Origin of the sequence: Mucilaginibacter sp., assembly GCF_028288105.1 — a bacterium.
GTDB lineage: Bacteria > Bacteroidota > Bacteroidia > Sphingobacteriales > Sphingobacteriaceae > Mucilaginibacter.
The window spans coordinates 1-20,512 of sequence record NZ_JAQBOI010000090.1 but is presented as its reverse complement, the minus strand read 5'-3'; the positions used below and the strand labels follow the sequence as shown (position 1 = coordinate 20,512).

The following is a 20,512-nucleotide window of genomic DNA, read 5'->3' as shown; positions in this document are numbered from 1 at the left end:
ACGACAATTCTTTTGAACACTCCATCCCATATTTATCACTTAAGCAACCAAAAGCGCGAGCCGGGTAAATAGTCAAGGCCGGGCCACCGCTGAAAAGAAAAAACAAAATGGCCCGCTCTGCATGGCCTTTACTTTTTATCCCGGCGGTGGGCTATCTTTGCGAATGTGGTGAATATGGTGTTATGCAGGCCGACAGAAAAGATTAGTTAGGCGATATTTGAATTTTGATTGAACCGATCAATTATACTGATAATCTTAACCGTATCCTCATCTTTAAACACGCCTGAAACTCCTTGTTGATTAATGTCTGTAAATGGCCTATCAAATAGCATGCTTCTGCCTATAGTACCATTGTTAGTTAGGTAGTTGATCAGCGTGTCCATAAAGGTCATTTGTGGGGCTGTGATACCAGGGCGGTTTATAAACTCAGCAAACAGGGCTTTTGCAGCAACAGCATCTAATCCGATAATGGAACGGATAAAGGCTATAAAATCACGGCCTTTTAGTATCTCGTCTAAATGCTCCGCAGCTTCAGGCTCTTCTTCAAACAGCAGGGTTTTTATCTGCTCAAGTTCGTCGGTTGATATAGGCTGATTGGTTTTTATTTTACTGATAGCAAGATAGTTTTCGTGCTTGCGGATAAACGAGGCTACCCTTTTATTATAAGTATCTAAACCAACGTAGGGTACTATGATATCCATCAGGGTGATTTCGCCTGTTAGCTCGTCGGTAATGTTGGTATATATTTTAGCCTGATTCTCTTTCTCTATAAACTTCATCAGCTCCCGGATCTCCTGACGGATATGTTCAACCCGGGGAATAGTGATATTCTGCCAGTGCGTGTCGTTGGTAAGTAAGAGCAGCAGATCTTTTTTTGACGCCACTTGCGGTATGGTGGTCTGCTTTAACAGCGATGTCGCTGTGTCTTTTACTATGGTGATAAATTTATTTAAGGCTTTATCGTCATTTAAATAGGCGCTCATTAACCGGTAGGCAATCGCGTCAAATTTGCGGGCATCAAAATCAGGGTCGGAGTTGATGAGCAGTGGTACGATATTCTTTTTTAAATCCCTTAATTTATCTTCTGTCAGGCTGTTCCAGTGGTTTCTATCGGCAAAAGCAATAATCAAGCGTAAATGCTGGCGATTGACAAAACTCTCCTGATTTAACAGTAAAATTTCCTGGTGTAATTCATTTAGCAGAATTGTCCGGTATTCGTTCAGCTCATCATCCTCCACAAATTTTTCGAGGGTGACGGCAAGTTCGACTTTTAACAGAAATACACGCTGCGTTAATGAGATAGTTAAGCCTGGCTCAACCCCGGCGGGGTTATCGCCGAAAAATTCAATATTGCCGCAGAAATCAAAAATGTAAAAGTCTTTTTTATCCAGCCCAATTCCAAATACGTCAGGACAAAGGCGGGTGCCTCGGCCAATCATTTGCCAGTACTTTGAGCTTGAACGCACCGGCTTAAAAAATACCAGGTTCAATATTTCAGGCACATCTATCCCAGTATCCAGCATATCAACCGATACCACTATTTGCGGCATTTTATCGGCCTGTTTAAACAGATCGATAGCTGCCTCAGGTTTATCGGATGAGTGGGTGACCACCTGTAAATAATGCCCTTTTAGCTGCGGATATAAGTGGTTGAAACAAGTAGCAATATAGTTAGCATGTTTTTGATTTTTAGCGAAGATGATGGTTTTGCCAATAGTATCACCATTGTTTACCTTATGGCCTTTATCCATTAATAGTTGCAAAACTTTGTTAACGGTATCTTCATTAAACAGCCACTCGTTCAGTGCTGCCGAATCTATTTCGTCGGGGATATCGTCTTCGCTGGTGGCAAAGGTTTCTTCGTATTTAATTTTGTCTTCGGGGCTTAACTCGGCATATTTAATCCCTTGCCGCAAAAATTTTAACGGTACGCTTAACGCCGCCGGAGGCCGTAAAAACTCATCCTCGACCGCCTTGTTTAATTCGTAGCTAAAGGTTGGCACACCGGCTTCCAGTTTAAATAGATCGTAAGTGTCCTTTTCCGTTTCAGATTTTGGGGTGGCCGTTAAACCAAGTCGGATACCGTCGAAATAGTTGAATATGGCCCGGTATTTTTGGTAGATGGACCGGTGTACCTCATCAAATATGATCAGATCGAAATAGCCTGTGGTGAATAAGCGCCTTTCGCCATCAAACTCGTTATCTATTTGATTGATCATGGTTTGGTAAGTGGAGAACACCATACGTACCTGATCGGATGTTTTATCTTTTGTAAGGTTAACCGATGTTAACTGCGGCAGGTAATCGTTAAAAGCGTTTTTAGCCTGCGATACCAGCGGTGTCCTGTCTGCCAAAAAAAGGATCCGTTTTACTTTGTTGGTTTTAGTAAGCACATCAACCATAGCGGCGGCGGTGCGCGTTTTGCCGCTGCCGGTGGCCATAATGAACAACAAGTCGCGCCTATGGCCATCCAGTGCTTCTTTAGCACGCTGTATGGCTTCTATTTGATAATAGCGTCCTGCTATGGTGGTGTTGACGGGCTGGCCGCTCAATGGCTTTTCTATCAACCTGCGATTGACCAGTGTTTCCAGATCCTCTTTACTGTAAAACCCATAAACCTGGCGATAAGGGTAATGCAAATCATCCCAGATATCATGCTCGAACCCATTGCTGACAAAGATGATGGGGCGGCGGCCAAATTCTTTTTCAAGCGCGTCGGCATAGCGTTTTGCCTGGCCTAAGCCTTTATCTCGGCCATCAACCGTTGTTTTTTTGGCTTCTACAACGGCCAGCGGTTTACCATCGTTACCGAATAAAACGTAATCGGCACGGTCGGCACCGGCTTCGCTGTGTCTAAGCGGATATTCGGCTACTGTATTGGTCTCGCCTACTATCCAGCCGGCTTCTTTCAGCAGAATATCGATATACAGCTCGCGAGTTAATTTCTCTGACGGGGAGTGATATTCGATACCCGTAGCGGTTTGGGCAACGGCATCAGCCAGCGGCTCTTCTGCCAATACCTCAATCTCATTTTTAACGGCTGCGACAACTTCAACAGCTTCTTCCTCCTGTATTTTTGATGCTTTAAATGGCTCGCGGTAAATGGTATCGCCATAATAACTTACCAGCCATTGCGCGAAGGCGTGCAGATTGATGAGGCAGGTATAAGCATCTTTAGTGGTAATTTTTTTATGCCTGTCGCTGTGAACAGCCAGGTTGCCCGTGCGGCGGATGGCGGTAATATCCGTTAGCAATTGGCGCCCCACCAAGTTGGTAAAACCGGGTTTATACATGAGGGCGTTCAGGGTGTTCTCGTCCTCGTCGTGGATCACGTCCAGCTGGCGGTCAGTATCAAACATCCAGCGCACCATTTCCTCTAACGATTTGCGGCATACTATGGCGCAAATTTCCGCATCGGTTTGCAGGTAGGTTTCCGCTTTACGGGCCTGTTCGTAAAACACCTCGTATTGGCCCGTTAAAAAATAGAAGTTACCCTGCTGCATTTGAAGTGATTAGGTAAGCACTAAACTATGAAAATTAATTTAAATCACCATTAAAAGCCTTTTGCAACAACGACTGGAACAAATTCTCAGACTCCTGCATTTGCAGTTTTAGTTTTTCCTTTTGCTGTTCGATGTTTTGGATTTGTGTGGCAAATTTGTTTTGAAGAGTGATAGGAGGAATCAGGATTTCGAACCTTTTAATTTTGTCCAACGTAAATCTTCTGATTGCTGCTCCTGCCATATAGTTTCGAATGTAATTTTCTTTTATATTTTCATTGTTTAGCCAGTGTGCCAAAAAGTAATTATTTAAAACTTGCTTATTCACTTTTATTAACGCCAAACTTGAGAGCATGCTAAATTCAAAGTCATAGTTGTTTATGGCAGCAATACCAGTTGTCGCACCATCCTTAATGTACAGCACATCTCCTTTTACTGGTGTGCACCTGCTGTAAATAGCCTCATGATCTTCCTGGGTTACATATGTTGGATTATTAAAAAAATCAACTTTGTTTTTTCGCACATGTTTTGCTGTTATATACGGAACTCCTGATGCCTGGCTTGGAGGTGAAAAGTGCGTGCCATCAGTTATTTTAACACAAGCACTACTAAGCGATTTTTGAGGCCACCCTTTCTCATTCCTCACCGGGTTTCCAAACATATCAATAAACAAGTTTTGGGCAAGGTCATCGTAGTATTGCAGTAGTTGCTGATCCTTTTTGCGTAGGGTGTCGGCTTTGTCTAAGATGTCGGCGATATATTGCTGATCGCGTAGTTTAGGTACCGGGATTTGTAGTGACCTTAATTTTGATATAGCAAAACTCGATTGGTTGACTGATTGGTTTGAAATCTTGTATAACTGATTTTTGAATAAAGGTGTTTCAAAAAAGTATTTTCCATAACGGGGGAATAATTCATTTATGTTTGGCCTTAACACTAATAAGTTCATTCCATGAATAATTTTAGCCTTAATATTTTCAGCTAAAGCAGTTTTACCTAAATGTGCCCAACTATTTATATGTGACATTAAAATATCTCCATCTTGTAGATAATAGGTAGCATATTTTTCTGTGTCAATATCGGCAAAACCCAGTCTGGAGTTATCTATCGTACCATCTGCAATTGTTTCAATTCTCGTAATAGGTATTCCACCTTGGGTGTCATCCTGCTTTATACTTGCACCGTTTCTAATTAATGGAAAGACATCAGCTAACGTCATTATCATACCTGAACTCATCGTCTTCTTCATCATAAATATTGTTTAAGCCCGTTATTTACTCGGATAATAATGGGTACCATATCGCGCATGCGCTGGCAATCGTAGTTAAGGCTTATCCGGTACCAATTGTAAGGTTGCAAACACGCCATGTTTAGTTTATCAATAATGCTTTTAATTCGGCCATTAAAGTGCCACGCTCGGCATCAAGGCTTACAATGCGCTCTATAATCACTGCGGGCTTATCGTAGGTTTTCTCTACGTGGATAGTTTCTTTATAGCGGTTAATGCTCAGGTCGTAGTTATTGGCCTGTATCTCGGCAAGTGGCACTAAAAAGCTTTTTTCGGTACGGTTGCGGCCGGTTTCGGCAGTGCGGTTGTTCCAGCGGGCAACAATATCGGGGATATCGTTAGCAGCAATATCCTGGCGCTTATCATCCAGGCTAAGGCCGTCGGCTTTCATATCGTAAAACCAAACCTTATCGGTTCCGCCCGCGCCGGTTTTAGTGAACAGCAATACCGCTGTACTTACCCCAGCATACGGCTTAAATACGCCGCTGGGCATAGAGATTACGCCGGTGAGCTGGTTATTATCTAAAATTTCCTTGCGTATCTGTTTATGCGCGTTTGATGAACCGAACAAAACACCATCGGGTACAATCACTGCCGCCCGGCCACCCAGCTTTAAACCGCGCAGTATCAGGGCAATAAATAGCAATTCGGTCTTGGTGGTTTTTACTACGCTGCTCAGGCTGCTATCAACCGCATCCTGATCTAACGACCCTTTAAATGGCGGGTTAGCGAGTATTAGCGTAGCCTTGCTTTTAAACCCGCTATTGGCCTCGCTAAGGGCGTCCACATCGTTTAGCTGAGGGTTTTCTATCCCATGCAATAATAGGTTCATAGCGCCAATGCGGATCATGGTAGCGTCAAACTCCATCCCCATAAACATATCGCCCTCATACCTTTTACGGGTTTCAGGATTATTCAATATTTGCGGGTTATTCTCCAGAATATATTCGGCAGCCTTTACCAAAAAACCAGATGTCCCTGCTGATGGATCGCAGATGATATCTTCAGGCGTAGGATTGGTCATTTCTACCATCATGCGAATGATGTGCCTCGGCGTGCGGAACTGTCCATTAGTGCCCGCGCTGGCAATTTTACTGAGCAGGTATTCGTAAACGTCGCCCTTGGTATCACGGTCGTTCATATCTACTGCCGACAGTAGATCTACCACCAACTGCAACAATCGAGGTGTAGGGATCATAAAGGTGGCCCCCTTCATGTATTTGTTGAACGATGAATCGGTTGACGCACCCTTGTTCTTCATAAAGTCAAACACGCCATCAGCCTTCCTAAACAAATCAAACATGGTTTCGGCATCCATATCCTTAAAAACGCTCCAGCGCAATTCCTGCTCATTTGCCTGATAGACCGCATTTTTAATTGGTTCGCCCAACGCATTCGCTCTTCTTTCTGCCAGAATTTGCAATTCATCCAATCTGCGTATAAAAAGCAGGTAAGTGATCTGCTCGATAACGGTTAAGGGGTTGGATACGCCACCGGTCCAAAAGGTAGTCCAAACTTTATCTATTTGTGATTTGAGGGATTGTGTAAGCATTTAATATCGAGTATAAGGGTGCGAATTTAATCTTTAATGGTTGGGTATTGCTCAATGGCTGTCTGCAATCTCATTTTTATTTTGTCTTGTAAGTGTTGAGGTTCACTAACCGATACGCGATCACCAAATGATAATAACAGACTTTCTAATTCATAGTTGATCATTACTTCAATAGAAATTAATTGTTCGCCTTCTGTGCGAATACTTTTTTGTGAGCCATGTAAAGGTTTCGACAAAATGTATGGCAATGATAGTTCACTAAATTTTAAAATTACTTTTTCCACTACGCCATCATCCGGCTTGGTAACACCAATTATATCTTCAAAATACTCATTAAAATCATACTCATCATTTTCATGGTAAATAGAATTTTGTTCTTCAATTAAGGTTATTCTATCTAAAGCCAGGTTTGTTAGCTTTTCCATTTGTTCGTTGTGACCAAAAAGGAACCATCTGTTATTGTATTGCTTTAAATAATACGGGTGAATAACGAAATATCTTGGTGTTCCACTTGTAAAAGGCTGGTATGTTATGTGTAGTACTTTTTTATATAGTACAGCATGGAAAAGTTCACTAATGTATTCGACACCTTTTAAGTATTCATTATTATCGAAACTAATAATAGGCATCACATGTGCATCCAATGTAAATGCCTGCTCAAGTTTTGGAGTAAACTCATTAATCCATTCAAATTGCGGCATACCTTTAAATCGCGATATAATATCCATTGCAGAATGTAATTGTTCAATTTCTGCTGCATTTAATGGCTGGTTATTGATCGAAAAGTTTTTATCTGCATATCGGTAATATTTCTTTTTTCCGAATGCGACTTTTTCTATCTCGGCTGACCAGCCCTCCGCGCTCTCCATGTATTTGATATCCTCAAATAGCTGCCTTTTTTGAATACCTTTTGAGTTTGGATCAATTTCCATTAACTGCTTATTGCATTCTTCAACAAGGTCTTCAATAAAATATCTTTTACCCGGATTACTAAAACACCTATCCAGAATTTTGTAGCGTATCAGTGCATTTTTATTAACTGCCATAAGGGTTTAAAGGTTAGCTGTTGAGATTATAAAAATACAATTTGTTATGCAGATACACTGCATAGGTGCTCCCCACCTTTGATACCATAGAAACAAGCTTAATATTTTTAACACATTATAACAAAGAAGGAAGGAGGTATAAATCATGGCAACAAATGCACCCGCAGGTGATGGGCACAGAATAGGAGCAGTGAAAGGTCGTGTACAAGTGTATAATCCACGTAATGAAAAATGGACGAAGATTGATACAAGCACAAACAAATTCATGGATCAGAAGGCTGACGGCAAACCTTTTAAAGGCGTAACCAAAAAATAAGACATAACATTCAAGCAGTTAATGAGAAAACCTGCTTGAATTAAATATAATTTCTCAGAGGGTTAATGTGTTCCTGCCCTGATTCAACAAGGAGAGAGCTAATACAAATACTGTGAAAGCACCAATAGGTACCACTGCAAGTACAGGCCACTCGTGTCCTGAAAGTGGCGTATGGAAGGTTGTTGGTAATCCATCAACAACTGCCCCTATCGCTAAAGGAAACACTATGCCACCATACGGCGGCAAAGGCGTAACCTGGAGATTAGAAGCTTACGCTTAATCTTTAATGGATAGACAGGGTGATAAAGTTATTGTCCTGTCTATTTATTTAAATTCTCACCTTTCATTACCCCCTTCCCCTTTTTAAGATTTTGTTCGCTTTAACTGACGACGATCATAACAAAATAATCTGCGGTAACATTTGTTATATTAAAAAAATAGTTATCATTGCATGGAACTTAAATCACTTTATTACAGGCATGTCGGTTTTAATTATTAAATCAGATGAAAGTATCATTGCCTCAAACAAACTTATTAAAGCTTCGTTGTTCTCTTCAAGTGTCCATTGTGCGTATTACGCATGTGTGCAATTAATGCTGCACATACTCCGTTCGCATTTTGGGAAAACTGAATTGCAGATTACTGCAGAGGGAAAAGAAGGAGCCAAAAATGAGAATGGGTATCATAAGTGGTTACAAAATATTATTTACATTGAATTTATTCGCATAGACGGAGACGGTACAGATGCTTCTAAATTTAATGCAAAAATAAAAAGTTTAAGTACGGCACGTGCCAAGGCGGATTATTCCGTTAAAAACATTATAGATAGAGATGCTTTGTTAGCTTACGACTTTTCAGTGCAAGCGAATTCTCTTCTAAAAAAACATTTTCAGCTATGAGCTCAAAAAAATATATAGTTTCTAAAATCAACGAGTTAGCTAAACATTTTCCTTACGTGAAGTTTAGTTATCAGATGGACGAACTAAGCGAAACGCATTTCATTGAAGTTTTACCAAAAGATGTTTTTGAACAATACGATAGTCGTTTTGTAAAAGAGCAAAATGACGTTATCGTTGACTTTATTAAGATCTACCCAAGTGAAGGGCTCGCTTTCATTACAGAAGATGATCTTTTTACGGTAAATCAACCTGAGTATATTAAATGTGGTAATAAGTACCACACCAACACTATAAGCATATCGTGGAATGACGAGAACCTTGATATAATGTTGGAAGATTTTGTGCCGGAAATTCCAACATCTGTGGTTTTTAAGCAAGATATTTACGAGGTAAAACAATATTCTAAGGTTTTTAACTTCAGTTTGAATTTGCGTAATCATAATAATGATTTTGAATCGCCAACTTTCAACTTGCACTCAAAATCTGTCAATGCGCAAGACTGCCCAGTTGATGAAGTAGAAAACGAACCGGACTATTCTTTAGCGGCATAATGGCAAACAAATCCTCTTTTCGATTGACTGAAATTTACTTGCTCGAAAGTAATTTTAAACGTGCAATAAATGTGAATTTTGAAGACCCATCGTTTAAAAACAATGCCGACATAACTGTTGACCACCAAGTTTTAGAAAATCAGACTTTACATATAACTGTCACTTTAGATTATTCGGCTGGTAAAAAAAGAGTAAAAGAAATTTCGGCCAAAATAAAAATGATGGGCATCTTTAAATGCGATTCCGAACCCGTTATACCTATTGAACAATTTGCAAAGGCCAATGGCCCTGCAATTATGTTTCCTTTTTTAAGAGAGCATTTAGCTACCACTACTTTGAAGGCAGGCATAAGCCCTATTCTACTTCCTGCGGTTAATTTTATAAGGTTATCTGAGGAGCTTAAAGCCAAAAAGAGAATACAGTAGTATCACCTGATTATTGTTGTATTTCGACTATTGTTTACAATGCCCCTTAATAGTCATCTTTATTGTTAATTTGCTGTTGCCTTTACTTAACTCATTTTAAGTGGCTAGGCCCGTAGCAGGTATGTTATGAGCGATAGCGAATTTCATTCCTGCTTGCGTGGCGGCGAGGCTGGCGGCGGAATGGAACCCGGCGCGATAGCGCGTGGTGTAATGAAGCCACCTGCCGCAGCCGCTGGCCTCAATTGGCATTAAATATTTTTTCAAACAATAAAGATAGCTCTTCTTTCACCTGACTATAAGGTGGTAATTGTTCATGTGGTATCTGATGGGCAAGGCTATTTTTCCATGCACCTTTAAATTTTTTATCTACATCATCATTTAAAAATTGGTCTATGCCGGTAAATTTCAAGTTTTTAAATTTCATTTTCTGGTGAAAGGCTTTTACTATTATCGGCCATTCTATAGCTTCAAGCTTATGGGATAGATACCATATATCAAAGTAGTCCCTCGGTGCAGAATAGGAGCGCTGTATTAACGCTCTCAATTTCTCCGACATTACCTCTTGCAAATCATAACAGGGGATAATTTGATCTGCTAAGGCCAATTTATCAGAATACGCATGTGTTATGGGCCGTAAGCTAACCGGGAATAACATTTTTTCAAAAAGGATAATCTCTACTTTTACGCTTGTTGCCCATCTTTCGGGGGGAGGTGGTGCCTGGTTCTTTAAATGATCTGCGCCCCAAAACTTAATGATGGCTGTAGCCGGTAGGCATGTCCTTATGCTTCAATTCTTTTATAGAATCAATAAATAAAGGAATTTCTGTTCGTTGTGTTATCAGTTCGATTATTTTCCTGTAATAATTCCCGGCTTAATACAAAGTCAGGGTTTACAGATGTAAGGTCCAGGTCTTCTGAAAATCGGTAGTCAGGTATATAGCACTTTTTTAAACAGGTACCGCCTTTAAATACAAGACTATCCCGGCATAACGGGACAGAGAATATAGCATCAATGAAATGACCTAATACCCAATCCTTATCTACCGTACTACAGGATACATTTTCTTGCAGTGCAATTTTCTCTATTTCCTTCCTCAGTATCATTAATATTGTTTGTCCGTTAGATTAAGCAATTCATCTTTGCTGATATTCAGCCTCAACTTCCAAGTTGCTACAAATTCACCTTTCTCTGTTCCCTGCGGATCAAAAAGGTTATACTTCTCAGTGATCTGTTTTTTTGCGAAATCAATAAATTTATTCATAAATGGCTTTTCAAATAGCTCCACCAAAAATCCCATCCTTTTTGTAGCAGCACTATTGCCGACTTGTCTGCAATAATTGATCATCTTATCAGAATTAATCTCTGCCTGGGATAAAGCCCTTATTAGTTCAGCATAACCACCAGAATATTGTGGTTGGTCGAAACAGTCTATAATGGTCTTTTCAACATCCGTTATAGGATATTTTGTATTGCCATAGCCATTGTACATAATACCGGTACGCTTACCAGAATTTATAGTAACAAATTTATATGGAGTTCCTAAAAGGGTTTTATCAGTCTTTCTATATGTGGTCTGGATAAATATCGTATTAGAAAATTGCTCGGTTAACCCATGTAGATTTAAAGCCGACCAATAAGCCACTGCGCTATTTTTTACCACAAACGTGCCGATTACGTTTTCATCACGGAAATTAACCTTGCAAAACTTCCCCCGCTCTATCCGGGAAAGCAGTTCTTTATGGACTAAATTTTCAAGAACTTCGTTGAGGTTGTCAAACTTTCTATTGATTTGGCTTTCAATTTCTTCAAATTGGAATAGCTCTATTTCATAGTCATCCAGCAATTTCATAAATTCAAGTTGTTGCTGTGTTAAGTTGGATGATATGTAAACGCTATGTGCCATATTACTTCGAGTGTCATTATAAGACCTAAAAAATGGGTCTTATCGTTACATTAAAAGTAAATATAGGTAGTTGTTTTTAATAAACAATAACTATTAGAGATTTAGTGAGTAAACAAGCAGCTTCATGGCTGCTTGTTTACTCACTAAGCTACTTGATAAGTTTATTCAACAATAAATAAACCATAATCAAAAATACAAACCCCAATATGCCCCATACCATTATTTTGTAATATTCAGGGCTCCTCATTTGTTCGGGGAATATTTGAAACCTTATTTGCTTAGTAACCGGCTTAGGCCCCTTTTCAATGGTTTGATTAATGGTTAACAAACTACTGGCTAATGTTTGGTTAACCACTGAAAGATCTGGTTTTGGTGCCTGTACCTGTATATTGCCAAACTTAGTTTCAAAACTGTTAATCAATCTTTCAGTTTGCTTTTTACCGGCTTCAATAAAACGGTCTTTTTCATCAAGCTTTTCTTTTTGCATCACCATAAAGTCCTGCATCTGCTTATTGTGCAAGAAAACCTCTTTAAGCATTTCTGTTAGCGTTATTTCGTCCATTGGTGTTTCTTCCTGTGTCTTCATATTGAAATCCCTTTCGAATAGTTAAGTTTTTGTTCCTGTTGTTTAATTAATTCTTCCTGTTGCTGTTGTTCCTGTAATCGTTGCTGCTGTATCTGCTGTTGTTTTAATAACTGTCCCTGTTTAAGCTTCTTTTCAATATCCATCAAAGCATAACCAACCTGACTGCCTTTGAAACGGACTTGTTGTTGATCTGTAAATGCAATACCTCGCCCAAGCTCTACGCTATAACCTTGCTTTTCCATGTACTTTCTTAATGCTGGTACATCTTTACATTGTTTAATAGCCTGGAATAAATGATTTTTTAAATCTTCCTTCCGCTGGTCAACCCGCTTCTCTTGTGATACTCTTTGTTCGGGTCTTAAAAACTTATTGGGACTTAATACTTTGGTTAGTTTATAGTCCAGTTCCATCTTTCGGCAGTACTCTGCCATGCGTTTATAGCTATTGCTGTCACTGGCTGTTTTTCCATCATAACCGATACGATTGGCGACAATATGCAGGTGCTGGTGTTGCCGGTCACTATGCTCAATCACTACGTACTGGTTATTATGAAACATAAACTCTTTAGCCAGCTTTTCAGCCATGTCAACTTTGTCCTGTGGATTTAATTTGCCCGCATCACCGTGCGCGAAACTGACAGCTAAATGGAACACGGGCTTGCTGACATTTGGGTTAAGCTTACTCACTTCAATAAAATCACGGATCAGTTGCCGCTTATCACCAAAACATTGGTTGTAAGCAATCACCTCTGCTTGTTTCTTTTCCATCTCGTGTAACTGCATCGCCTTGGTTTGTTGCAAACGACCTTCAAAAAGATAGTTCAGACACCCCCGAAAACTTTTACCAGTTCCTATTTTACCAATCATGATATAGCGTTTTTAATGTCCTTAACCAACGTTTGTAGGCTCCTGATTTCTTGGTTAAGCAAGGCTCTTTCCATCCCGTTGAGATCATTTCCCTGGTTACGCTTTTTAGCAAGCTGGTTAATATTGGCAGCTATGTGGTTCAATGTCCCGGTCAATTGCAACACTGACCTCGGTAGCGTTCGCACCCTGATCACCGCCCGGTTGTGCAAACCAAGATCACGGAGAAATACGGATACTGTTTTCCCTGCATTCCTTGCATTTGCCTGGATGATCTTTTTCTCCAAAAGGTTGCACATGACACTTAGGGCTTCACTTTTTTTATGCGGTACCTTAGGGCGTCCGCCCTTGTTGATTTTGCCCTTCTTTTCCTTACCAACCGTTCTACTTATCTTTTTGATTAAATCTTCCATAAGCTTAATTCTCTCAAAAAATCCCCCCGAATGCGATAGCATGAGCGGGGGCCAGCGAGTTTCGGCAGAGCCGAAACATAGCTGGCTCCACTTTGGGGCTAATGCCCCTCGTGTTAGCCGGATACTTCGTATCCGGGATTTGCGACTTTTCCATTTGGTTTGATTTTAGACTTCGCGCTTTAGCCCGAAATGCTTAATTGCTTAATAGGTCTTAGGCCTTTTTCGAGAGGAAGTCAATTGCTGTACCGCCTCTTCTCTGATCTCATCTGCCGTTTTCTTCCGGCCAGACTTAACCCATTCCGTCAATTCGGATCGATAGAAATACAGCCGCTTACCGCGCTTATTCACGGGAATTTCTTTACGGCACACTTTACTGTAAATTGTAGGTACGGAGAGATTTAGAAATTTGGCAGCGTTAGAAATGGTCAGGAGTTCTTCGTGTTCGGGTGGCTGCTCATGCTGATGAAGTAAAAGCTGTTCAATGCTTTCAAGCTTATCCTGAAGTTTGCTTACCGCTTGCGGTAATTGGTCAAATGTTAGTGTTTCCATTGCGCATTATTTGTTTAATGCTGCAATTGTAGTGGCTTGTTTTGCTGGGTTACAAGAGGGTAAACTGTAACCTCACTGCAACCCACTCATTTCTTTGTTATCTTTTGTTACGAGGTGTTGGTAGGATATAAAATTTATCCTCCTTTTGTTCAATTTTTAATATAGGCGATTTGCAGGGACGGGTCTTAGTAGACATTAGACCATTAAGATAGCCCTCTGTTAACTCCCTTGCTTCAGCTTGATTAGAAAGATAGTTAAATTTAGGAGCGATCCATCGCTCCAAGTCTGCCATCTGGCAACCTACGATCAACCTGGCATCAAATAGCTGCTTGAATGCATCGGCTAGCTGATTACCAAAACCACGGAATACCAAGGCACTGGCCGGCACTTCGTCTGCTATTAATAGTTTTTCAAGTTTGGGGTGGTCTTCTGCAACAAAATACTCTCTTAATAAATCGAGCAATTGCAAAGCAATACCCGGTTTGAAAGTCGGGTATCGACCAATTGGCTTTGCTGTAGATTCATTTTCAATCACTATTTCCGACTCCCCATTGTTTTCCGATCCGGTCGGTTCTTCAATCTGCCTTTTGGCTTGTAACGTTTTTTGAAATTCTTCAAATGAAATATGTTCTTTGATCGAGTTTTCGGAATCATAGATCAATTCCATTAAAAACTTTTCGCGCAGTTTAACAGAGTCGCCCAGATCTTCCACAAATTTGGATATCACTTCTATATCAGCACTATCAGATTGCAGATTATTCACGATAAAAAAGTACTGTAACCTGACTGAAAAAATAAAAGAGCGATCATAAATCAGCTTCATTTCCGAATAGTACTGGTTGTAATTACCCCAAAACTCTTTAAACCGGCTACGAACTTTAGACAATTCAGCCAACTGAAGTTTAATGTGTTCTTTATCTAATGCAATCAGATCAATAAAAGCCATATCCTTTAATACCCTTAATTCACTCCTGTAGGAAAAGGAATCATAGTATTGGGTTTGATAGGTTAAATCATAGGCTTTAACATTCTTCTTTTCATTCGTGCCCGTTTCCGTTGCAATATCATCTTCGATAATACGCAGGTCAAATGTTTGTATGCGGATTAGAAATTCTTTTAGATGTTGCATATACCATTTGGTTAGATAAATATTTCAACAACAAATTTGCGGCGTTTGGTTCAAAAATTACCTATCAGTATTTAACTTCATGATACACATGCATATTAGGTTAAGGGCTGGCAATTCCAATGCCCAGTCGTTTGCCCGCCTATCATAAAAGTCAGTACCTAACAAACACGGTCTTCCTTATTTGCCGGGCTGCGAATTAACTTTGGAGATCAACACCGTATTGTTTCGCTAAACGGAGATGATTTTCATATAACTCCTTATCGGGTAGATCCTTATAGATCAACGCCAGATTATGATGGATCATCCCCGAGTCGGGTTCATATTGCAACAAATTCTCCAGCAGAGATCTTGCCTCTGCAGACCGGCCTGTTACCATTAAGATCACGCTATGATTGGCGTGCAACAGCAGATCATCAGGCGCTATAGTGATCGCATGATCAATGACCTCCTCTGCTTTTTTGTAGTTACCCCGCTGTAGCAAAAATTGCACATAGTCGTTCGCATCATCCACATTTTTGATCACCGCGATAGCTAATTCGAACTGCGCCTCTGCCTCCGCATAACGTTCCATTTTGGCTAATAGCTCCGCGTACCTTACCCGGGCACGCGTATCGGCCGGGGCTAATTCCAATACTTTTTCCTGGTAATGACTAGCCTTTTCCAGCTCTTCAAGCTGAAGATAACAGCGGCTGATATTGGCATAACCAAGTTTGTGGCCCGGGTTCAACTGGACCGACTTTTCAAAACAGGCGATGGCCTCTACTACTGATCCCTCCCGAAATAACACGTCGCCATAATTCACATAATTATCGTAAGCCTCAGGAGCATATTTGATTGCCAGTAAATAATGCTTTTTTGCTAATTCGAAATCGTTGAACCGGTGGTCAACCAAGTAAGCGTAATTAAAATGATAAATAGCATTTTTGCCATTCCAGCTGATCGCCATTTCGTAATATCGCTTGGCCTCATCAAAATCCTGCAGCTGATACTCCAAAAAAACGGCGAATTGATTTAAGATCTTAGGATCGTCCTTTGCCAGCGCGATTGCCTTCAAATAGTATGTCTTGGCTTGTGGCAGGTCCGCGAACAATTCATAGGCCAGCCGGGCGCATTGCGCGAAAAGGTCCGCTGCGGGCGATAACTGCAGGGCGCTGGCCATAACCGTTTTCAGAATGGCGCGATCATCTAGGGAGACCAGCAGGGAAATATAGTCGCTAAACACCATGGCACTCGGTCTTAAAACCAGCGCTTGCTGATAATATAAAGCCGCTTCCCGCTTGCGATTCATAGAATTGAGCAGCGCAGCGATCCCAATCACCGCATTATAATAAGCAGGTTTTTGCTGTAGCACCTGAAAATAATAGTGCAGCGCCTGTTCATGTTCTTGGAAATGCCAAGCCAATAAATGGGCTAGATTGATCTTGTATTTTACATTTTCCGGATAAAGCTCGATCGCTTCTTCCCAAAGTTTTTTAGCCTGGTCGTACTTTTGGAAATGTGTTTCTATCACATTGGTATAGTTCAATATGGCTGCCTGTAAGGCCGGATCGATCGCTAAGGCCTTTTTATACATTGCGAGCGCTTGGTCGAAATCATCGAAATGGGTTTCCAGCAAAACCCCGTAGTCATTATAGATATGTGCGTATTGGGGTTGAACGTTGATGGCTTTTTCGTAAAATAACTTGGCTAATTTAAATTTCCCCTCCTGTTTATAAAGTTTTGCTTTTTGAAAATCGATTAAATAACCAGGCCCGTATTCCACACTCAATTGTTCCAATGCCGTGAACTTAAGATCAACATCCTTGATCTCACTGATTAGGTTCAGGCGATCAATAAATTGCTGGTCATTGTAGCCCAATATCTGAAATATGGGTCGGTAGCCCTGATCGCGTAATTCGGCAAAGGTTTTCAGGTTAATAGCACATATCTTCGTAAAAAAATCCGGAAGTTCGTTGCGAACATCCCGCTGATGTTTGAGCAACTCAACAAAATCAGTGGTTTCGAACTCTGCGGCAAGCTTTCTAGTAGCTGCGATCTTTTCATCCCATAGGCGGTAATACACCGCGCGCTGCGCCGCATTGTAAAACTTAGCGTCGCCAATGCTTATTGGTAAGATCCTCTTCCCAAAATCCTTTGCCTGGATCATTTTCAGCATCTCGAACATACAATTCTCTGACTGCAGAAAATCATGACCAATCAGCATCACCACAAAATCCGTTTCCTGGATTTTGGCCATAAAGGCCTTGAGCTCATCACGGTACCTTAATGCGCGCACATCCCTGATCAGCGATATACCATATTTTTGAAAATGACCATCTATCTCATCGGCGATAGCATTGTTTGCCCAGGAATAGGAGAGAAAAATTTTGTGAGGTGACATGCAGGCTCAGTTGTTGACCGGTAAAGTTAATAAACTTTAAAAACAAATGGATCGTCATGATCGATCCTTTGACAATTACCAGGCTAACTACCTATAAAGGACCTTGACGCTATTACCGTCCTTAGCGAATCTCATAACCATAGCCAACCCACCATCTTCGTCGCCCGCGGCACATCCAAACCCTCTGCCGTTAAAAGCATTTCAATGAAGGCGCCGGGTGTTTACGGCGACCGTTCCCATGCGGCTTAATAGTTGTCTATTGTCCATCGGCAAGCACATTGTGTCCAAAACCCACAATTCTAACTATTTTATTACCCGCAATCCTCCTTTAGCTCTCGCACAAAAAATCACGCATGATTTAAAAAACTTCAAAAATGTGTGAGAAATGTGTGAGAAACAAAAAACCCCACTCGCCAGAGTGGGGTTAAATCATTGATTTTCAAGCTCCTGAGCCTGGACTCGAACCAGGGACCCTCTGATTAACAGTCAGATGCTCTAACCAGCTGAGCTACTCAGGAGTGTTTTCCGGTTTGGAGTGGTGCAAAAGTATGATTTCTGATGTAATTTCACAATATTTGCACAAAAAAAATTAAAAATATTTTACATGAGTTTGTTAGTTATTGGTACTGTGGCGTTTGACGCAATTGAAACCCCCTTTGGGAAGACGGATAAAATTGTTGGAGGGGCCGCAACTTATGCAAGTTTAGCCGCTTCGTACTTTTTTGATAAAATAAAAATTGTTGCCGTAGTAGGTGATGACTTCCCGGCGGAAGAAATAAAAGATTTTAACAATCACCATATTGATACCGAAGGCCTGCAGATAAAACAAGGCGAAAAATCATTCTTCTGGAGCGGGAAGTACCATAACGACATGAACAGCCGCGACACTTTGGCAACTGAGTTAAATGTACTGGCTGATTTTGACCCTATCATCCCTGAGGCTTACCAGGACTGCCAATACCTAATGCTGGGCAATCTTACTCCACAAGTACAGCAAACGGTTATTAAACGCCTTAAAAACCGCCCTAAGCTTATTGTAATGGACACAATGAACTTTTGGATGGACATTGCAATGGATGACCTGTTGGAAACCATTAAATTGATAGATGTATTAACAATTAACGATGCAGAGGCCCGCCAGCTATCGGGCGAATACTCTTTGGTTAAAGCGGCAAAGAAAATATTAACCATGGGGCCTAAATACCTTATCATTAAAAAAGGCGAACATGGTGCATTGCTGTTTCATGAAGATCGTGTATTCTCTGCCCCCGCACTACCGCTTGCCGAAGTATTTGACCCTACCGGTGCTGGTGATACATTTGCCGGTGGCTTTATAGGATATATGGCTAAAGTAGGTACCGTTAATTTCAATAACATGAAAAATGCTATTATTTTCGGTTCTGCGCTTGCTTCGTTCTGTGTGGAAAAATTTGGTACAGAGAAAATAAGGAATCTTAGTGAGCAGGAAATCGCGGCACGCGTACAAGAGTTTGTACAACTGTCTTCTTTCGAGATAATATAATAGAATTTACTTCTAATGAATAAAAATGGCTGAGGTTAATACTCCAGCCATTTTTTTATTTTAAGGCCTGTTATATCACCTTCGGTATATTTTCCACTTTCGTCATTCACTGCGCGTAAAATAACGCCGTTGTTTTCCAGTATCAGATCTTCATAAAAACCTTTAAACAGCACCTGTTTAACCGTCCAGTTACTGGTTTTAAGAATATTATTCATGCGGATCCATTCCGGGTATATCACTACAAATTCTTTTTTGGCTTCAATGCCACAAGCTTTGGCCTCGTTAATGGTTAGCACATTGCAATTAGTAAGCAGCTCGGCCGTGTATAATTTAAGGGGATTGTGATATAATGTTTTAGGGTGTCCATGTTCTACGATCTCACCATGTTTCAACACAATCAGCTCATCAGCCATGGAGAGCACCTCTGCCGGGTCATGCGATACCATTACTACTGTAAGGCCGGTTTCCTTTACAATCTGCCTTATATCGTGCTGCAAGCCCTCACGGAACGATGTATCTACCTGGTTAAAGGGTTCATCAAGCAATAATACTTGGGGGCGGGTAATAATGGCACGGGCTATGGCTACACGTTGTTTTTCGCCACCGCTTAAATCTGCAACCCGCTTGTAGGCAAGCTGCATCATATTTAATTGGGTAAGTACTTGTTCGGTTTTTTCTTCCTTAAGCTTTACGTTGGTGCTGGGCAACATGGCAGATACATTATCCCACACCCGGGCAAAAAGGTTTAGGTCATCAGTATGCTGGGTTACCATTTTCATGGCATCATGGCCCGGTATCAGCTTTTCTTCGGGGCCCCAAATACGTTCGCCTTTAAAGCTTACCGTGCCTTCATCCGGCGAAAGCAAACCATATAACAGGCGCAATAAGGTGCTTTTACCGCTGCCGCTTTCGCCAATTATAGCGGTTATTTTTCCAGGTTCAATATCAAGGCTTATATTTTTAACTCCCGATGCCTCTGCCCCACTATAGGTTCTGTTTACTAATTTTGCCTGTAAAAAAGATACATCTGCCATTGCGGGCAAAGATACAAAATTGTATTACCACCCAATACTCATCCCAAAGGAGAAGTTTCTAAGTCCATTTTGCGCCGGGCTATCGTCAAACATGTCATTAAAGTAATATTTGGCAAACACTCCTATCGATCCGTAACCAATACGGGCAGATGCACCGTATCTAAACTTAGTGAAGTGGTAATTGCCGCCCAGTTTTATATCACCATTTTCTTTGCTTTCCTGTTTAGTGTTGCTGCCTATCAGCACACCCATCTCCGCCCCGGCCACAAAATGGAACCTTCTGCCATCCTCATCGTTATGTGTGCGAAAATCAAAAGCCACCGGCACACGAATGTACGCTGCCGTAAGACGGTTCTTATCATATTTTATATCATCCCGCTGATAGGTTAGCACCGGCTGATCGCGCAGAATGGTCACACTTTCGCGAAGGCGCAGGTTTGTCCAATCAAACCCACCCGCTGTATATATCCTGAATGAACTATTAAACCTATAGCTCAGCTGCAACACATCAAAACCAATATTGCTGCTTCTCCACGACCGATAATTTAAAAACTG

At 41.0% G+C, this 20,512-nt stretch carries 22 protein-coding genes and 1 tRNA gene; 7 read left to right on the top strand and 16 right to left on the bottom strand.

Annotation, left to right across the window (positions count from 1 at the left end; all coding sequences use genetic code 11):
• Window positions 1–206 precede the first annotated feature (206 nt).
• The 4 genes from JWQ85_RS06400 to JWQ85_RS06385 form a co-directional block, all read right to left on the bottom strand.
• Window positions 207–3,503: a DEAD/DEAH box helicase family protein gene (locus JWQ85_RS06400; RefSeq protein WP_299465660.1), complete on the bottom strand. Its 3,297-nt coding sequence runs from the start codon at window positions 3,501–3,503 to the stop codon at window positions 207–209.
• Between the two features lie 34 nt (window positions 3,504–3,537).
• On the bottom strand, window positions 3,538–4,752 hold the full coding sequence (locus tag JWQ85_RS06395; RefSeq protein ID WP_299465658.1) for a restriction endonuclease subunit S: 1,215 nt from the start codon (window positions 4,750–4,752) through the stop codon (window positions 3,538–3,540).
• A gap of 118 nt (window positions 4,753–4,870) precedes the next feature.
• Window positions 4,871–6,340, bottom strand: coding sequence for a class I SAM-dependent DNA methyltransferase (locus JWQ85_RS06390; protein WP_299465655.1), 1,470 nt, complete (start codon window positions 6,338–6,340; stop codon window positions 4,871–4,873).
• Window positions 6,341–6,366: 26 nt separating this feature from the next.
• Complete coding sequence (locus tag JWQ85_RS06385) at window positions 6,367–7,386, bottom strand: WYL domain-containing protein (protein WP_299465652.1); 1,020 nt, start codon at window positions 7,384–7,386, stop codon at window positions 6,367–6,369.
• 145 nt (window positions 7,387–7,531) lie between these two features.
• Here JWQ85_RS06385 and JWQ85_RS06380 point away from each other — a divergent pair, with 145 nt between their 5' ends.
• The 6 genes from JWQ85_RS06380 to JWQ85_RS06355 all read left to right on the top strand — a co-directional run bounded on the left by JWQ85_RS06380 (window position 7,532) and on the right by JWQ85_RS06355 (window position 9,829).
• On the top strand, window positions 7,532–7,702 hold the full coding sequence (locus tag JWQ85_RS06380) for a hypothetical protein (RefSeq protein ID WP_299465649.1): 171 nt from the start codon (window positions 7,532–7,534) through the stop codon (window positions 7,700–7,702).
• Window positions 7,703–7,814: 112 nt separating this feature from the next.
• Window positions 7,815–7,982, top strand: coding sequence for a hypothetical protein (locus tag JWQ85_RS06375; RefSeq protein WP_299465646.1), 168 nt, complete (start codon window positions 7,815–7,817; stop codon window positions 7,980–7,982).
• Window positions 7,983–8,181: 199 nt separating this feature from the next.
• Complete coding sequence (locus JWQ85_RS06370; RefSeq protein WP_299465643.1) at window positions 8,182–8,601, top strand: hypothetical protein; 420 nt, start codon at window positions 8,182–8,184, stop codon at window positions 8,599–8,601.
• A complete protein-coding gene (locus JWQ85_RS06365; RefSeq protein ID WP_299465641.1) occupies window positions 8,598–9,152 on the top strand; it encodes a hypothetical protein in 555 nt (184 codons plus the stop codon). The genes JWQ85_RS06370 and JWQ85_RS06365 overlap by 4 nt, the downstream gene beginning before the upstream one ends.
• Window positions 9,152–9,577 (top strand): protein-export chaperone SecB, encoded by a 426-nt coding sequence (locus tag JWQ85_RS06360; protein ID WP_299465638.1) that lies wholly within the window; start codon window positions 9,152–9,154, stop codon window positions 9,575–9,577. The genes JWQ85_RS06365 and JWQ85_RS06360 overlap by 1 nt, the downstream gene beginning before the upstream one ends.
• A 126-nt stretch (window positions 9,578–9,703) precedes the next feature.
• Entirely contained in the window at window positions 9,704–9,829 is a 126-nt protein-coding gene (locus tag JWQ85_RS06355) for a hypothetical protein (protein WP_299465635.1), read from the top strand.
• Here JWQ85_RS06355 and JWQ85_RS06350 read toward each other — a convergent pair.
• From JWQ85_RS06350 to JWQ85_RS06310, 10 genes are all read right to left on the bottom strand, one after another.
• Window positions 9,816–10,331 carry a nucleotidyl transferase AbiEii/AbiGii toxin family protein gene (locus tag JWQ85_RS06350; RefSeq protein ID WP_299465763.1) on the bottom strand — a complete coding sequence of 172 codons (516 nt, stop codon included), beginning with the start codon at window positions 10,329–10,331 and terminating at the stop codon, window positions 9,816–9,818. The genes JWQ85_RS06355 and JWQ85_RS06350 overlap by 14 nt on opposite strands.
• A 50-nt stretch (window positions 10,332–10,381) precedes the next feature.
• Window positions 10,382–10,681 carry a nucleotidyl transferase AbiEii/AbiGii toxin family protein gene (locus tag JWQ85_RS21895; protein ID WP_367186187.1) on the bottom strand — a complete coding sequence of 100 codons (300 nt, stop codon included), beginning with the start codon at window positions 10,679–10,681 and terminating at the stop codon, window positions 10,382–10,384.
• On the bottom strand, window positions 10,681–11,427 hold the full coding sequence (locus JWQ85_RS06345; protein WP_299465633.1) for a hypothetical protein: 747 nt from the start codon (window positions 11,425–11,427) through the stop codon (window positions 10,681–10,683). Before JWQ85_RS06345 ends, JWQ85_RS21895 begins: the two co-directional genes overlap by 1 nt.
• A 202-nt stretch (window positions 11,428–11,629) precedes the next feature.
• Complete coding sequence (locus JWQ85_RS06340) at window positions 11,630–12,067, bottom strand: hypothetical protein (protein ID WP_299465631.1); 438 nt, start codon at window positions 12,065–12,067, stop codon at window positions 11,630–11,632.
• A complete protein-coding gene (locus JWQ85_RS06335; RefSeq protein WP_299465628.1) occupies window positions 12,064–12,933 on the bottom strand; it encodes a relaxase/mobilization nuclease domain-containing protein in 870 nt (289 codons plus the stop codon). Before JWQ85_RS06335 ends, JWQ85_RS06340 begins: the two co-directional genes overlap by 4 nt.
• Window positions 12,930–13,343 (bottom strand): hypothetical protein, encoded by a 414-nt coding sequence (locus tag JWQ85_RS06330; protein ID WP_299465625.1) that lies wholly within the window; start codon window positions 13,341–13,343, stop codon window positions 12,930–12,932. Before JWQ85_RS06330 ends, JWQ85_RS06335 begins: the two co-directional genes overlap by 4 nt.
• 201 nt (window positions 13,344–13,544) lie before the next feature.
• Window positions 13,545–13,892, bottom strand: a complete 348-nt coding sequence (locus JWQ85_RS06325) for a helix-turn-helix domain-containing protein (RefSeq protein ID WP_299465623.1) — start codon at window positions 13,890–13,892, stop codon at window positions 13,545–13,547.
• A gap of 97 nt (window positions 13,893–13,989) precedes the next feature.
• Window positions 13,990–15,021: a hypothetical protein gene (locus tag JWQ85_RS06320; protein WP_299465620.1), complete on the bottom strand. Its 1,032-nt coding sequence runs from the start codon at window positions 15,019–15,021 to the stop codon at window positions 13,990–13,992.
• 196 nt (window positions 15,022–15,217) lie between these two features.
• Window positions 15,218–17,401 carry a toll/interleukin-1 receptor domain-containing protein gene (locus JWQ85_RS06315; RefSeq protein ID WP_299465616.1) on the bottom strand — a complete coding sequence of 728 codons (2,184 nt, stop codon included), beginning with the start codon at window positions 17,399–17,401 and terminating at the stop codon, window positions 15,218–15,220.
• Between the two features lie 444 nt (window positions 17,402–17,845).
• Window positions 17,846–17,919, bottom strand: a tRNA-Asn gene (locus JWQ85_RS06310).
• Window positions 17,920–18,005: 86 nt separating this feature from the next.
• On the opposite strand from JWQ85_RS06310, the gene JWQ85_RS06305 reads away from it, so the two are divergent.
• A complete protein-coding gene (locus JWQ85_RS06305; protein WP_299465613.1) occupies window positions 18,006–18,923 on the top strand; it encodes a PfkB family carbohydrate kinase in 918 nt (305 codons plus the stop codon).
• Between the two features lie 35 nt (window positions 18,924–18,958).
• On the opposite strand, the gene JWQ85_RS06300 is transcribed toward JWQ85_RS06305, so the two are convergent.
• Together JWQ85_RS06300 and JWQ85_RS06295 are read right to left on the bottom strand one after the other, a co-directional pair.
• A complete protein-coding gene (locus JWQ85_RS06300; protein ID WP_299465610.1) occupies window positions 18,959–19,957 on the bottom strand; it encodes an ABC transporter ATP-binding protein in 999 nt (332 codons plus the stop codon).
• Window positions 19,958–19,981: 24 nt separating this feature from the next.
• Window positions 19,982–20,512: outer membrane beta-barrel protein (locus JWQ85_RS06295; protein WP_299465607.1), on the bottom strand; the 531-nt coding region annotated here is incomplete at its 5' end.